General features: G+C 69.8%; 14 protein-coding genes and 1 pseudogene. 6 read left to right on the plus strand and 9 right to left on the minus strand.

The features are described 5' to 3' along the window. Positions 1 to 3 precede the first annotated feature (3 nt). The 3 genes and pseudogenes from HUW46_RS29265 to HUW46_RS29275 all read right to left on the minus strand — a co-directional run. Positions 4 to 690 (minus strand): annotated as a pseudogene (locus HUW46_RS29265) (GntR family transcriptional regulator); the annotation flags it as partial. After that, positions 687 to 1,406, minus strand: coding sequence for a maleate cis-trans isomerase family protein (locus HUW46_RS29270; RefSeq protein ID WP_215542003.1), 720 nt, complete (start codon positions 1,404 to 1,406; stop codon positions 687 to 689). The pseudogene HUW46_RS29265 and the gene HUW46_RS29270, both read right to left, overlap by 4 nt. Before the next feature lie 72 nt (positions 1,407 to 1,478). Then, on the minus strand, positions 1,479 to 2,219 hold the full coding sequence (locus HUW46_RS29275; RefSeq protein WP_215542004.1) for a maleate cis-trans isomerase family protein: 741 nt from the start codon (positions 2,217 to 2,219) through the stop codon (positions 1,479 to 1,481). A 154-nt stretch (positions 2,220 to 2,373) separates the two neighbouring features. Here HUW46_RS29275 and HUW46_RS29280 point away from each other — a divergent pair, with 154 nt between their 5' ends. The 3 genes from HUW46_RS29280 to HUW46_RS29290 are packed head-to-tail and all read left to right on the plus strand — an operon-like array spanning position 2,374 to position 5,777. Then, positions 2,374 to 3,291 (plus strand): D-2-hydroxyacid dehydrogenase, encoded by a 918-nt coding sequence (locus tag HUW46_RS29280; protein WP_215550183.1) that lies wholly within the window; start codon positions 2,374 to 2,376, stop codon positions 3,289 to 3,291. 50 nt (positions 3,292 to 3,341) lie between these two features. Beyond that, positions 3,342 to 4,754 carry an amidase gene (locus HUW46_RS29285; protein ID WP_215542005.1) on the plus strand — a complete coding sequence of 471 codons (1,413 nt, stop codon included), beginning with the start codon at positions 3,342 to 3,344 and terminating at the stop codon, positions 4,752 to 4,754. 48 nt (positions 4,755 to 4,802) lie between these two features. Continuing rightward, positions 4,803 to 5,777: an aldo/keto reductase gene (locus tag HUW46_RS29290; protein ID WP_215542006.1), complete on the plus strand. Its 975-nt coding sequence runs from the start codon at positions 4,803 to 4,805 to the stop codon at positions 5,775 to 5,777. 15 nt (positions 5,778 to 5,792) lie between these two features. Here the strand turns inward: HUW46_RS29290 and pqqB are convergent, their stop codons facing one another. From pqqB to pqqA, 5 genes are all read right to left on the minus strand, one after another. Next, positions 5,793 to 6,683 (minus strand): pyrroloquinoline quinone biosynthesis protein PqqB, encoded by an 891-nt coding sequence (pqqB, locus tag HUW46_RS29295; protein WP_215542007.1) that lies wholly within the window; start codon positions 6,681 to 6,683, stop codon positions 5,793 to 5,795. After that, entirely contained in the window at positions 6,680 to 7,759 is a 1,080-nt protein-coding gene (pqqE, locus tag HUW46_RS29300; RefSeq protein WP_215542008.1) for a pyrroloquinoline quinone biosynthesis protein PqqE, read from the minus strand. The genes pqqB and pqqE overlap by 4 nt, the downstream gene beginning before the upstream one ends. After that, entirely contained in the window at positions 7,750 to 8,004 is a 255-nt protein-coding gene (gene pqqD / locus HUW46_RS29305) for a pyrroloquinoline quinone biosynthesis peptide chaperone PqqD (RefSeq protein ID WP_215542009.1), read from the minus strand. The genes pqqE and pqqD overlap by 10 nt, the downstream gene beginning before the upstream one ends. Positions 8,005 to 8,006: 2 nt before the next feature. Further along, positions 8,007 to 8,705 carry a pyrroloquinoline-quinone synthase PqqC gene (gene pqqC, locus HUW46_RS29310; RefSeq protein WP_215542010.1) on the minus strand — a complete coding sequence of 233 codons (699 nt, stop codon included), beginning with the start codon at positions 8,703 to 8,705 and terminating at the stop codon, positions 8,007 to 8,009. A gap of 66 nt (positions 8,706 to 8,771) precedes the next feature. Next, positions 8,772 to 8,870: a pyrroloquinoline quinone precursor peptide PqqA gene (pqqA, locus tag HUW46_RS29315; RefSeq protein ID WP_215542011.1), complete on the minus strand. Its 99-nt coding sequence runs from the start codon at positions 8,868 to 8,870 to the stop codon at positions 8,772 to 8,774. Positions 8,871 to 9,192: 322 nt separating this feature from the next. Here pqqA and HUW46_RS29320 point away from each other — a divergent pair, with 322 nt between their 5' ends. Then, positions 9,193 to 10,176 carry a PQQ-dependent sugar dehydrogenase gene (locus HUW46_RS29320; protein WP_215542012.1) on the plus strand — a complete coding sequence of 328 codons (984 nt, stop codon included), beginning with the start codon at positions 9,193 to 9,195 and terminating at the stop codon, positions 10,174 to 10,176. 67 nt (positions 10,177 to 10,243) lie between these two features. On the opposite strand, the gene HUW46_RS29325 is transcribed toward HUW46_RS29320, so the two are convergent. Beyond that, positions 10,244 to 11,608: a WS/DGAT/MGAT family O-acyltransferase gene (locus tag HUW46_RS29325; protein WP_215542013.1), complete on the minus strand. Its 1,365-nt coding sequence runs from the start codon at positions 11,606 to 11,608 to the stop codon at positions 10,244 to 10,246. A 122-nt stretch (positions 11,609 to 11,730) separates the two neighbouring features. Here HUW46_RS29325 and HUW46_RS29330 point away from each other — a divergent pair, with 122 nt between their 5' ends. Beyond that, positions 11,731 to 12,729 (plus strand): glutathione S-transferase family protein, encoded by a 999-nt coding sequence (locus HUW46_RS29330; protein ID WP_215542014.1) that lies wholly within the window; start codon positions 11,731 to 11,733, stop codon positions 12,727 to 12,729. Beyond that, positions 12,726 to 13,883: an NAD(P)/FAD-dependent oxidoreductase gene (locus tag HUW46_RS29335; RefSeq protein WP_215542015.1), complete on the plus strand. Its 1,158-nt coding sequence runs from the start codon at positions 12,726 to 12,728 to the stop codon at positions 13,881 to 13,883. The genes HUW46_RS29330 and HUW46_RS29335 overlap by 4 nt, the downstream gene beginning before the upstream one ends. Positions 13,884 to 13,898 lie beyond the last annotated feature (15 nt).

Raw genomic sequence — 13,898 nt, forward strand, 5'->3', positions numbered from 1 at the left:
TGCGGGCGCCTGGCCGGACTGCAGGCTGTTGCCGGGGGCGAGCCGCTGCACCGCGTCCTCCATGTGCGCTTCGAGGAGGGAGAGCACGGCGTCCTCGTCACCGGCGCGGATCGCCTCGATGATCTGGTTGTGCTCGGTCACCCGCTCCTCGATGCCCTGGTAGGTGTTCTGCAGCGCGGACAGGCACATCCTGGTCTCGATCAGCAGGGTGCGGGCCATCCGGACCAGCCGCTTGCTGCCGGAGGCGGCGATCAGCGCTTCGTGGAAGCGCAGATCGGCCTCGGACAACGCGGTGGGATCGTCCTGCTCGGCCGCCGTGGCCATCTCGTGCACCGATTCGGCGAGCACCGCGGCGACGGCCTCGCGGTCGCCGCGGACGATCCGGAGCGCGGCCGCGCGCTCGATCGCCGAGCGCGCGGTGTAGATGTCGTAGACGTCTTCGGGCCCGAGGTCGATCACGAACAGGCCGCGGTGGCGCTCGCTGCGCAGCAGCCCTTCGGACACCAGGCGCTGCATCGCCTCGCGCAGCGGACCCCGCGACACCTGGAACTGCGCGGCGAGCTCGGTCTCCCCGAGCTGGGTGCCGGGCTGCAGCGAGCCGTTCATGATGGCGTCGCGCAGCTGGCGGGCGATGATGCCCGCCGTCGATTCCCTGCTGACCGGTTCGATATCGGCAAGCGGCACGGTCATTCGCCCCCTCTGCGGAACAGTGTGCCGAACGAATCTACGGTCTTCGTTTCCCCGGCCAGCCGCAGCCCTTCCCAGATGGTGACCTGGTTGGCCGTGAGCACCGGTTTGCCGAGCCGTTCTTCGATGGCGCCGAGCACGCCGAGGGTGCGCATCGCGGTGTCCGGCACGAGCACCGCTTCGGCGTCCGGATGGTCGTGCGACACGGCCAGTTCGACCACGGCCTCGGGCGACAGCCTGCCGACCTCGGCGGCCGTGTCGATGTCTTCGCTCGACATCGAAACCACTTCGACATCACCGGAAGCGAGGAACTCGACGAACAGCTTCGCCACGTCATCGGGGTAGCTGGCGGCGACGGCCACCTTCCGCACACCGAGTGCGGCGGCGGCGTTGACGAACGCGAAGGAGGTGCTGGACGCGGGCTTACCCGCTGCTTCGGCGAGCTTTTCGACCTGTTCACGGGCACCGTCGGGGCGGTAGACGAAGCTGCCGCTCGTGCAGGCCCACACCACGGCGTCCGGTTCGTGCTTCGCGAGCAGGCGCGCGCCTTCGGCGAGCCGTGCCGGGCTCCCGAGATCGAGCAGTTCGGGCACGGCGTGCAGGTCGGTGCCGTAGATGTGCTCCACGGGCAACCGCACCCCGGCCCCGAGCACACCCTCGGCCAGCGGGTAGTCGTCCTCGGCCGCGTGGTCGGGATAGATGAAGCCGATGACCGGCAAGGCGGACCTCCTGCGACGCTGGGGCTGTAGATTGTCGACAATCCTAACGGACAAGTCGAGCGCGGTCACGTGTCAACTGACCTCCCGCAGCCAGTTGCCGGGGCCGACGATCGGCAGCCGCATCCGGTTGAGGCAGGCCCACATGGTGAGCTGGTTCGCGGTCAGCACGGGTTTGCCGAGCGCGGTTTCGAGCGGTTCGATCAGGTCGTAGGTGGGGAGGTTGGTGCAGCTGACGAAGATCGCTTCGGCGTCGGGGTGGTCGGCCTTCAGGATCCGCTCGGCGATCGTGCGGTAGCTGACCTTCCAGATGCCGCCGCCGAGCCCGAGGTGCTCGCTCGCCACGGTTTCGACGCCGAGTTCGGCGAGGAACCGGTGCAGGCTGCCGGTGAGATCGGCGTCGTAGGGGGTGATCACCGCGATGCGCCTGCTGCCGAGCTGCTGTAGCACCTCGGCGAGCGCGCCGGAGGTGGTCACCGCGTCCGGGGCGCCCGCGTCGCAGATCGCCTTCGTGAGCGACCGTTCGTAGTCGACGCCGTTGACGAAGCTGCCCGAGGTGCACAGGTAGGCGACCACCTCCGGCTCCACGTGCAGCACGTCGCGGGTGGCGGTGGCGAGGTGGGCGCTGTTGCTGACCAGCTGCGCCATCTCCATGCTGACCGGCACCGGCTCGTACGGGGTGCGCGCGAGGTGCAGCGACACTTCCATCGGCACCCAGCGCCACAGCTCGCGCTCCAGTGCGAGGTCGAACGGCGCGATCACGCCGATGCCCCGCTGGGCGAGCGGCCCTTCGAATTCGGGCAACGAGAAATCCAAGGCTCCAGCCTCCGGCGAACGATGTGGAAGGAGTGCCTCCGGGGTGGCTCCTCGGATTGTTGACAATCATACGACCGGCTCATACCGTGTCAATGTGATCGGCACGGATTCCCCGGTGCTGGCGGTGCTGTGCGGCGACAAGCACCCCCCGGACATGCACAGCATCGAACAGGCCGCCGAGGTTCGTTACACCGGCGCCGACGGCCTGGCCGGCGCGCTGGCCGGAGCCGACGCGCTGTTCGTCTACGACTTCCTCTCCACCGCGGTGCCCGGCGCATGGCACGCGGCCGACCGGCTGCGCTGGCTGCACATCGCGAGCGCGGGGGTCGATCCCGTGCTGTTCCCCGGGCTGGTGGACAGCGAGGTCGTGCTGACCAACTCGCGCGGCGTGTTCGACGATTCGATCGCCGAGTACGTGCTCGGCGTGATCCTGACCTTCGCGAAGGGCATCGCGCGCTCGCTCGACCTGCAGCGGGAAAACCGGTGGCTGCACAGGGAAAGCGAGCGGATCGGCGGCAAGCGGGCGATCGTGGTCGGCACCGGTCCGATCGGCAGGTCGATCGCGCGGCTGCTGCGGGCGGCGGGCATGCGGGTGTCCGGCGCGGGGCGGCGGGCCCGCGACGGTGACCCGGACTTCGGCACCGTCCACTCCTCCGAGGCGCTCGCCGAGCAGTTGCCGGAAGCCGACTACGTGGTCGCGGTGGCGCCGCTGACCGAGCGGACCAAGGGCATGTTCGACGCGAAGGCGTTCGCGGCGATGAAACCGTCCGCGCGGTTCGTCAACGTCGGCCGCGGTGAGCTGGTGGTGACCGGGGACCTGGTCGCCGCGCTGCGGGACGGGCAGCTGGCCGGTGCGGCGCTGGACGTGTTCGAGACCGAGCCGCTGCCCGCCGAGAGTCCATTGTGGACCATGCCGGAAGTGCTGGTGTCACCGCACATGTCGGGTGACTTCGTCGGCTGGCGCAACACCCTCGTCGAGGTGTTCGCGGACAACTTCCAGCGGTGGCGCGAGGGCGTGCCGCTTCGTAATGTCGTGGACAAGAAACTGGGTTACGTGCCGTCCTCGCCCTGACGCGAGACGACGGACCAGCGAACCGGGCGCACCGGCGAACAAGGAGAACCATGCCTGCCAACACCGGCACCCTGCTGACCGCGAGTGAACTCGTCGCCGCGTACTCGACGGGCGAACTGTCGCCGGTGGAGGCGACGCAGGCGGCGCTGAAGGCGATCGAGGACCGCGACGGCGACCTCAACGCGTACTGCCTCGTCGACGCGGAGGCGGCGCTCGAGCAGGCGAAGGGCTCGGAGGAGCGCTGGCGGCAGGGCAACCCGATCGGCTGGCTCGACGGCGTGCCCACTTCGATCAAGGACATGTTCCTCACCCAGGGCTGGCCGACGCTGCGGGGCTCCAAGGCGATCGACCCCGACCAGCCGTGGGAGGTGGACAGCCCGGTCACCGCGCGGCTGCGCGAAAACGGGCTGGTGCTGCTGGGCAAGACCACGACACCGGAGCTCGGCTGGAAGGGCGTCACGGACAACCCGCTCACCGGGATCACCCGCAACCCGTGGGACACCACCCGCACCGCGGGCGGGTCGAGCGGGGGCAGCGCGGCCGCGGTCGCGGCCGGGATGGGCGAGCTGTCGGTGGGCACCGACGGCGGCGGTTCGGTGCGGATCCCGGCGTCGTTCTGCGGCATCGTCGGGCTCAAGCCGACGCACGGCCGCATCCCGCTGTACCCGGCGAGCCCGTTCGGCGCGCTCGCGCACGCCGGGCCGATGGCGCGCTCGGTCGACGACATCGCGCTCCTGCTCGACGTGCTCGCACTGGCGGATTTCCGTGACCCCGCGGCACTTCCGCCGCTCGCGGGCGACTACCGGTCGGCCGTCCGCCGCGACGTCCGCGGGATCAACGCCGCGTTCTCACCCGATCTCGGCTACGTCAAGGTCGACCCGGAGGTCGCCAAGATCGTCACCTCCGCGGTCGCCGCGCTCACCGAGGCCGGGCTGAACGTCACCGAGACCGCGCCCGGTTTCAGCGACCCGATGGACGCCTTCGACGTGCTGTGGTCGACCGGCGCGGCGAAGTGGCTGGACAGCTTCCCCGAGGGCTCGGCGGAGGTCATCGACCCCGGTCTGCGGAAGGTGTGGGAAAAGGGCCTCACCTACTCCGCGAGCGATTACCTCGGCGCGAACGCGGAGCGCGCCGCGCTCGGCATCCACATGGGCGAGTTCCACACCCGCTACGACGTGCTGATCACCCCGACCATGCCGATCGTGCCGTTCGAGGCCGGTGTCGACGTGCCGCCGGGCAGCGGGCTGAGCAGCTGGCCGGAGTGGACGCGGTTCAGCTACCCGTTCAACATGACCCAGCAGCCCGCGATCAGCGTGCCAGCCGGGTTCACCGAGGGCGGGTTGCCGGTCGGGCTGCAGATCGTCGGGCCGCGGCATTCCGACGATCTCGTGCTCGCGGTGGCGAAGCTGCTGGAGGAGATCCGCCCGTGGCCGGTCGACCGGCCGGCCGGGGTGCTCCGCTGACCGGCACCGCCGGATGCATCGATCCAGAGCCTGTGGTGTGCTGGAGGCATGCGTAGGACGATTTTGGGCAAGAGCGGCCTCGACGTCTCGAGGATCGCTTTCGGGACCTGGCAGCTCGGCGGCGACTGGGGCTCGTTCGACGAGCAGACCGCCGTTTCGGCCATCCAGCACGCCAGGGAACTCGGCGTCAACTTCTTCGACACGGCGCAGGCCTACGGGTTCGGCAAGTCGGAGGCCCTGCTCGGCAAGGCGCTCCGCGACGAGCTGAAGCGTGACCGCGACAGCCTGGTGATCGCCACCAAGGGCGGGATCAACCCCGGTGGCGAGCGCCCGCGCGACGCGGGCCGGGCGTGGATCCGCAAGGGCGTCGAAGAAAGCCTCGAGTACCTCGGGCTCGACCACATCGACCTGTACCAGGTGCACTGGCCCGACGCGGACACCCCGGCGGAGGAGACCGCGGGGGTGCTGCAGGAATTGGTCGACGCGGGCAAGATCCGCCACGCCGGGGTGTCGAACTACGACGCGGCGCAGCTCGCCGACTTCGACCGCACCCGCCCGGTCGAGACGCTTCAGCCGCCGTACCACCTCTTCCGCCGCCACATCGAGACCGACCCGCTGCCCTACGCCAGGGAGCACGAAATCGGTGTGCTGGCCTACAGCCCGCTCGGCAGCGGGCTGCTCACCGGTTCGCTCACCGCGGACGCCACGTTCGAAGCGAGCGACTGGCGTTCGAAGGCCACCGCGTTCGGGGGCGACAGCCTGCGCCGCAACGTCGAAGCCGTCGCCGAACTGGCCGAGTTCGCCAAGACCAAGGACGCCACGGTGAGCCAGGTGGCGATCGCGTGGGTGCTCGCCCAGCCCGGCGTGCACGTCGCGATCGTCGGCGCCCGCAAGCCGAAGAACATCGAAGACAGCCTCGCCGCCGCGGATCTCGACCTGTCCGCCGACGACCTGGCCGAGATCGAGCGGATCACCGCCAAGGGCGTGCAGGTGGACGGCGCCAGCCCGGAGGGCGTCGCCTGAGGGCGGCCGGGTCCGTCACAGCGTGAGCACCGTGCCGTCGTGCGGGATTTCGACCCCGGCGGCGAGCACCTCCTGGTGCGCCGCGGAATCGTGGTCCACCAAGGGGTTCGTGTTGTTCAGGTGCGTGTAGGCCCAGCGCTGGTCCGGCGCGAGCACGAGCTGCCGCCGGATCAGCGCCAGGCTGCCGTCCGCCCCGGAAACCGGCAGGTGCCCCATCGCGCGCTGGGCGCCGTCGGCGGACGAGCCGGTGGCCCCGGACATTTCGCCGCCGCCGTGGAACGTCCCGTCGAGCAGCACGAAGCTCGCGCCGCGCACGAAGTGGTCGAAACCGGGTGGCCACGACGCCAGGCACGGCGCGTACACGAGCGAGCCGCCCGTCACCGGGTCGTCGAACCGGTACGCCACCACCCACGGACCGTCCACTGTGGATGATGTGGCGTACTTCGGGCGTTTGGTGCCGACCGGCAGCACCGACACTCGCAGCCCGTCGATCACCGCACCGGAGGAGAGCGGGCGCCAAGTCCACTCGCCGTACCCCGCCACGACGGCCTGCATCGGCAGGGCGTGGCGCGTCGCGTGCAGCACGGCGTCGGGCGCCCACACGGTCATGCCCGCGCCTTCGCGCAGCATCAGCAGGCCCAGGGTGTGGTCGAGTTCGCCGTCGGTGAGGAAAGCGCCGCGCAGCGGGGTTTCCCTCGGGCCGGGGCCCGGCGCCAGCTCCGGGGTCGCCAGCACCTGGGCGCGGATGTCGGGGGAGGCGTTGACCAGGTACCAGCCCTTGCCGTCGGCACTGACCGCGAGGCAGTCCTGGGTGCGCGGCGCCGCCCCACTCCGGCACAGCGCGCACGCGCAGTTCCACTGGGGGAAGCCGCCACCGGCCGCGGTGCCGAGCAGTGCCACCTTCATCGCGTGACCTCCCGCATGACCAGCGGCGGTTCGTGCCGGGGTGCGGCGAGGACGAGATCGACGACGCCGCGGTCCGGCGAGCGGGAGCACACCGGATCCGTCGCCGCCGCGTCACCGGTGAGCAGGAACGCCTGGCACCGGCAGCCGCCGTGGTCGAGGCCGCGCCGATCGCACGTGCGGCACGGCTCGCGCATCCAGTCCTCGCCGCGGTAGGCGTTGAACGACGTCGAGTCGTACCAGATCTCCGCGAGCGGCCGCTTCGTGACGTTGTCCAGTTCGAGCGTGGTGATCGCGGTCGCGGCAGGGCAGGGGAGCACGTCGCCGTTCGGCGCGACGGTCAGCTGCCGCGCGCCCCAGCCGTACATGCACGGCTTCGGGTACGGCTCGTAGTAGTCGGCGACGACGTAGATGATCTCCATCCGCCCGCGCAGCCGCTCGGCCGCGGCGCGCACGACGGGTTCGGCGGCGGCGAGCTGGTCCGGGGTCGGCATCAGCGCGTCGCGGTTGCGCAGCGCCCAGCCGTAGTACTGGGTGTTCGCCAGTTCGAGCCGGTCGGCTCCCATTTCCTCGGCGAGCGCGATGATCCCGGCGAGCTGGTCGTGATTCTGCCGGTGCAGCACCACGTTCACGCTCAGCGGGAGGTCGTGGGCCTTGACCAGCTCGGCCGCCCTGATCTTGTGGTGGAACGCCTTGGCGCCGGCGAGGCGGTCGGCGCGCTCGGCGTCGGCGCCCTGCACGGACAGCTGGATGTGCGCGATGCCCCGGTCGGCGAGATCGGCGAGCCGGGTGTCGGTGAGCCCGAGGCCGCTCGTGACGAGGTTGACGTAGCAGCCGAGCCCGGTCGCGTGCTCGACGAGCCGGGGAAGATCCGGGCGCGCCAACGGTTCCCCGCCGGACATGTGGACCTGGAGCACGCCGAGCTCGCGAGCCTGGGTGAGGATGGACAGCCAGTCCTCGGTGCCCAGTTCGGCGTCACGGGTGAGAAGTTCGAGCGGGTTCGAGCAGTAGGGGCAGTGCAGCGGGCAGCGGTGGGTCAGCTCGGCGAGCAGCCCCAGCGGCGGTTCGATCACGTCCACCGGACCACCTGCCGATCGGCCAGTTTTTCCAGCAGGGCAACGACTTCCTGCGTGCGCACGCCGGAGTACCGCTCACCGAGCGATGCGGTGATCTCCTCGACGGTGGCTTCGCCGTCGCAGAGCCCGAGGACCGCGGCGGCGGTCGCGTTGGGCACCAGCACGCCTTCCGGGAAGAGCAGCACGTGGGTTTCTCTTGTCCGGTCGTAGGTGAGCCGGACTCCGGTGCGCAGCTTGGGTTTCGCCATGATCAGTCCTTTTCGCACGCGCGCTCGACCGCGTCCAGGATGGACCACAGCACGTCGCACTTGAAGGAGAGCGCGGCGATCGCGGCCTCCTGCTCGGTCCGGGTGGTCGAGTACCGCACGACTATGTCCACTGTGGCCTGTCCTTCGCCGGAGACCGCGTCGATCCGGTTCGTGAAGTAGTCGAGGTCCTCGGCGCGGATCCACGCGTAGTTCGCCAGCATGTCGCTCACCCTGCGGCGCATGAGATGACCGGCGAACATCTCGGTCAGCCCGGACGCGACCGCTTCCACCCACGGTCTCGTCCGCGCGAAGGTGACGTAGGCGTCGACGGCGAACCGGACGCCCGGCGCGAGGTGGCGCTCGTCGAGCACCTCTTCGCGGGTCAGGCCGACCGCCTGGCACAGGCGCAGCCAGCGCTCGATACCGCCTTCGCCCTCGCGAGCGCCGTCGTGGTAGACGATCCGGTCGAGCCAGTGCCGCCTGATCTCCGGCACCGGGCAGTTGCTGATGATCGCCGCGTCCTTCCGCGGGAGCACGCACTGGTAGTACCAGCGGTTCGCGGCCCAGATCTTCAGCTCCCGCTCATCGAGATCGCCGTCGTGCAGCCGGTGGTGGAAGGGGTGTGTTCCCCAGTACCGATGGGACAGTCCGCGCAGCGCGGCGACGAATTCTGTTTCACTGAGCGGAGCACTGGTGGTCATGATGTCCTCCTCGGCCGGTGTCACCGGAGGAGGTGGAGGGCCTGGCAGACCCTCCACCCCGCACTCCTAGTCCTCCATGCGGGCCGCGTACGCGGTGACCTCCATGGGGGTTTCGTACTCCACGAAGTCCGGTGTGGTCCAGACCTCGACCTGGGTTTCCTTCATGTGCACTCCTCTGATCACCGGCGGCTCGACTCTCGCCGCCGCCCAAAGGGCCGGATAGGGCACGTCGACCCTAGAAGCTCACGCGCCCGGATATCCAGAGCGGAAAGGAGGTTCTCTTGCCGCTTGGCACAGGTTCGCTGGTCTGGTCCACTACTTCGTAAAAATTATTACCTAACGGAGTCATAATAGATCTGATGTACGATGTGCTATGCACCCAGACGGTGGTGTCGGCTCCGGCGCCAGAGGTGGTTCTATGCGTCCAGGTGGCCCCGCCGCAGGGGCACCCCGCCGCCGGAACACCCACCCGACTTCTGGAGGCTCCATGTCCCTGCGTCGAAGCGCCGTCTTCGCGGCCGCGTTCGCGTTCGCCGCGCTGACCGTCGGCGGCCCCGCGGTGACCTCCGCCGCGCCAGCCGCCGCACCGAAGAAGGTCGCGAGCGGCCTGAACGAGGCCTGGTCCGTCGACTTCCTGCCCGACGGCACCGCTCTGTTCACCGAGAAGGACTCGAAGAAGATCCGCAAGATCGACAAGTCGGGCAAGGTCTCCGACGTGCAGACGGTTCCCGGGGTGAGCGTCACCAAGGAGGCCGGGCTGCTCGGGATCGCGGTTTCCCCGCACTACGCGCAGGACCAGACCGTCTACGTCTACTACACGACGAGCTCGGACAACCGGATCGCGAAGCTCAAGCTCGGCGGGGACCCGGTGCCGATCCTCACCGGTATCCCGCGGGGCACGCAGTTCCACCAGGGCGGGCGGATCAAGTTCGGTCCCGACGGGTTCCTCTACGCGGGCACGGGTGACGCGAAGAAGAGCTCCAACGCCCCGGACAAGAACTCGCTCGGCGGCAAGATCCTGCGCATCACCACCGACGGCAAGCCCGCGCCGGGCAACCCGTTCGGCAACCCCGTCTACTCCTACGGCCACCGCAACGTGCAGGGCCTGACCTGGGTCGGCGACCAGCTCTACGCCTCCGAAGTCGGGGAGAGCACCTACGACGAGCTGAACAAGATCGAGGCAGGCAAGAACTACGGCTGGCCGAAGTGCGAGGGCAAGTGCTCGGAGCCGGGGATGACCAACCCGGTCAACCAATGGTCCACTTCGGACGCCACGCCGAGCGGAATCGCCAACTACAAAGGAAAGCTGTACATGGCCGCGCTCAAGGGCGGCACGTACAAACTGGACACCGCGGGCAAGGGCGGGAAGCTCTACACCGATCTCGGCCGCACCCGCGACGAGGTGGCGGGCCCCGACGGCAGGCTGTGGATCGTGACGCCGGGCGCCATCTACACCGCGGACGGCAACTGAGTCCTTTTCGGACTCCGGAATTCGGTGGTGGCGCGTCCTTTCCCGGGGGAAGGGACGCGCCACCGCGTCAGCGGGTCGCGAACTCCAGCTCGGCCAAGGCGGTGTCCAGGTGGGTCAGGATGCGCTGCAGGTGCGGCACGCTGCGGCGGCACCCGGTGATGCCGAAGTCGAGGTTGTCGCCGTTGCTGGTGAGGGTGATGTTCAGCGCCTGCCCGTCGAGCAGGACCGACGCGGGGTAGATGCCGTCGAGGCGCGCGCCGTTCCAGTACATCTGGGACCGCGGCCCCGGCACGTTCGAGATCACCAGGTTGAACGGCGGCTTGGTGTTGTTGACGACGCCGGGGATCGGCGAGGCGCCGAGCGCGGCGACGTTGATCCCGGACAGCAGCAGCACCTGCAACGGGGTGAGCTGCTTGAACATCCGCTTGCCGTCGCGCATCGACTTGTGGATCACCGCGAGCCGGTCGGCCGGGTCGGCCTTGTCGGTGCCGAGGTTGCACAGCAGCGCGCCGATGTTGTTGCCCGCGGCTTCGCTGTCGTCGGTCTTGGCCCGCAGCGACACCGGGACCATCGCGGTCATCGGGGCGTCCGGCAGCGCGCGCTGTTCGATCAGGTAGTCGCGCAGCGCGCCGGAGCACATCGCCAGCACGACGTCGTTGCGGGAGACCCCAGCGGCGGTGGCGATGGCGCGCACGCGTTCGAGAGACCACGACTGCGCGGCGAACCGGCGGGCGCCGCCGATCGGCACGTTCAGCATCGTCTTCGGCGCCTGCAGCGGCAGGGTCAGCGTGTGCTCGCGGAACGCCTCGTTCGCCACCTTGTACGCGGCGGGCGCGATCCCGGCGAGCTGACTCAGGGTTTTGCCCGCGGTCTTGAACAACGAGGTGGGCGCGCGCCCGTTGCGGTGTCCGTTGACCTCGCGCGAGCCCCACGGCGGCGGGCAGTCCAGGTCGCCGGGGTCGTCGCTGAGGGTGCCCTGCAGGTGCCGCAGCGCGGAGACGCCGTCGAGCAGCGCGTGGTGGATCTTGCTGTAGATCGCGAACCGGTCGTCCTGCAGGCCCTCGATGAGGTGGATCTCCCACAGCGGCCGGTGCCGGTCGAGCAGCGTGCCGTGCCAGCGCGAGGTCAGTTCGAGCAGTTCCCTGATCCGGCCGGGCTGGGGCAGCGCGGAATGCCGGAAGTGGTAGTCGATGTCGAGATCGTTGTCCTCCGACCACGCGAGGTGCCCCGCGGTGTTGACCGGGTTCGCCGGCCTGCGGCGGAAGATCGGGCGCATGTTCGTGTCCTCGCGCAGCCGCTGCCGCAGCTCGCTCAGGTACTCCGGGCCCGCGCCTTCCGGTTTCTCGAACAGTTCGAGACCGCCGACGTGCATCGGATGTTCGCGGGTCTCCACCAGCAGGAACATCGAGTCGGTCACGGGCATCAACGGCATGGCGACCACCTCATAGTCCTTCGTCGAGTGCCGAGAGTCTAAGCACATTGTCGGCACGGGGAAAAAGCCCGCTGCTCCAAACGAGAAAGCGCGACGCGGCGACCGCGCCTATCGTCGAGGGCATGACCATCCCGACCGATCCGGAGACGGGCGAGTTCCACCGCTCCGCCAACCACTTCGACGCGCGCATCACCGCCGACGGCCGCGACGGCTGGCCGGTCGAACCCGGCCGCTACCGGCTGGTGGTGAGCCGGGCGTGCCCGTGGGCGAGCCGCGGGTTGATCGTGCGCCGCCTGCTCGGGCTGGAGCAAGCGCTTTCGGTCGCCGTCGCGGACCCGATCCAGGACGAGAAGAGCTGGCGCTTCACCCTCGATCCCGGTGACCGGGATCCGGTACTGGGCATCAAGTACCTCGGCGAGGCGTACTTCGCGGCGGAACCGGGTTACGACGGCGGCATCAGCGTGCCCGCGATCGTCGACGTGCCGAGCGGCAAGCTCGTCACGAACGACTATCCGCGGATCACGCTCGACCTGTCCACGGAATGGACGGCGCACCAGCGGGAAGGCGCGCCCGAGCTGTACCCGGAACGGCTGCGCGACGAGATCGACGAGGTCAACCGCGGGGTGCACGCCGACGTCAACGCGGCCGTCTACGAAGCGGGTTTCGCGAGCAAGCAGGCCGCTTACGACGACGCGTACCGGCGCCTGTTCGCGAAGCTGGACGAGTTGTCGGCCCGGCTGGAAAACCAGCGCTTCCTCGTCGGCGACACCATCACCGAGGCCGACATCCGGCTGTTCACCACGCTCGTCCGGTTCGACCCGGTCTACCACGGGCATTTCAAGTGCAACCGGGAAAAGCTCGCGGAAATGCCGGTGCTGTGGGCTTACGCGCGCGATTTGTACCAGACTCCCGGCTTCGGCGACACCGTCGACTTCGACCACATCAAGCGCCACTATTACCAGGTGCACGAGCAGGTCAACCCGACGCGGATCGTGCCGAACGGCCCGGATCTGTCCGGCTGGGCGACCCCGCACGGTCGCGAGTCGCTCGGCGGCAGGCCGTTCGGGGACGGCACGCCGCCGGGTCCGCCACCGGCAGCAGAGGAGATCGACCGGCGATGACGAGCCTTCCCGCCACCGCGGACATCGTGGTCGTCGGCGGCGGGATCATCGGCGTGAGCTGCGCCCACCGGCTCGCCGAGTCCGGAGTGGACGTTCTGCTCGTCGACTCCGGCCCGCTCGGCGCCGGGTCGACGGCGAAGGCGGCGGGCGGGATCAGGTCGTCGTTCACCAGCCGGGTCAACATCGAACTCGGTCTGGCCGGGCTCGAAGAGTACGCGGCCTTCGAGAGCCGCTACGGCGTCGAGATCGACTTCCGTCGCGACGGCTACCTGTACCTGCTCACCGATCCAGCCGAGCTGCCGGAGTTCGAGCGCGGGGTCGCGCTGCAGAACTCCTACGGTGTCCACAGCAGACTCGTCGGCGTGGCGGAGGCCAAGCGGGTGTCGCCGCTGATCGACACCGACGGCGTGGTGGCCGCCGTGTGGTCACCGGATGACGCCAAGGCGACCCCGGATTCGGCCGTTCAGGGGTACGCGCGCGCGGCGCGGGCACACGGCGCCACGCTGTGCACGGGCGTGACGGTGGACGGCATCGACCGCGACGGCGACGAGATCACCGGTGTGCGCACGTCGGCGGGCCGGGTGCGGACCTCGGCCGTGCTGTGCGCGGCGGGCGCGTGGTCGCGGGCCGTCGGCGCGTTCGCGGGCGTGGATCTGCCGGTGGAGCCGCACCGGCGGCAGGTGGTGTTCACCGGGCCGGTCGCCGGGATACCGGATTCGGTGCCGCTGACCGTGGAGATGCCGTCCGCCTTCTACTTCCACCGCGAGGGCGACGGGCTCGCGATGTCCTTCCCCGACCCGCGCGCCCGGCCGGGGTTCGACACCCGCTACGAAGCCGGGACCTGGCTGCCCCGGCTCGCCGAGCTGGCGCAGCGGCGCGTCCCGGCCGTGCTCGACGCCGGGGTCAAGACCGCGTGGGCCGGGCTGTACGAGATGACGCCGGACCACAACCAGCTCGTCGGCGAGGCCGCCGGGGTGTCGCGGTTCCTCTACGCCACCGGGTTTTCCGGGCACGGATTCCAGATGGGGCCCGCGATCGGACGCGTCGTGCGGGACCTGTTCCTCGGCAGGCAGCCCGCCATCGACGTCGCCGAGCTGGACGTCCGCCGGTTCGCCGACCGGACCGCGACGGCCGCGGAGCACAACATCGTCTGAAGCGCTCTGCCGTTG

The organism is Amycolatopsis sp. CA-230715, from assembly GCF_018736145.1.
Classification (GTDB): domain Bacteria; phylum Actinomycetota; class Actinomycetes; order Mycobacteriales; family Pseudonocardiaceae; genus Amycolatopsis.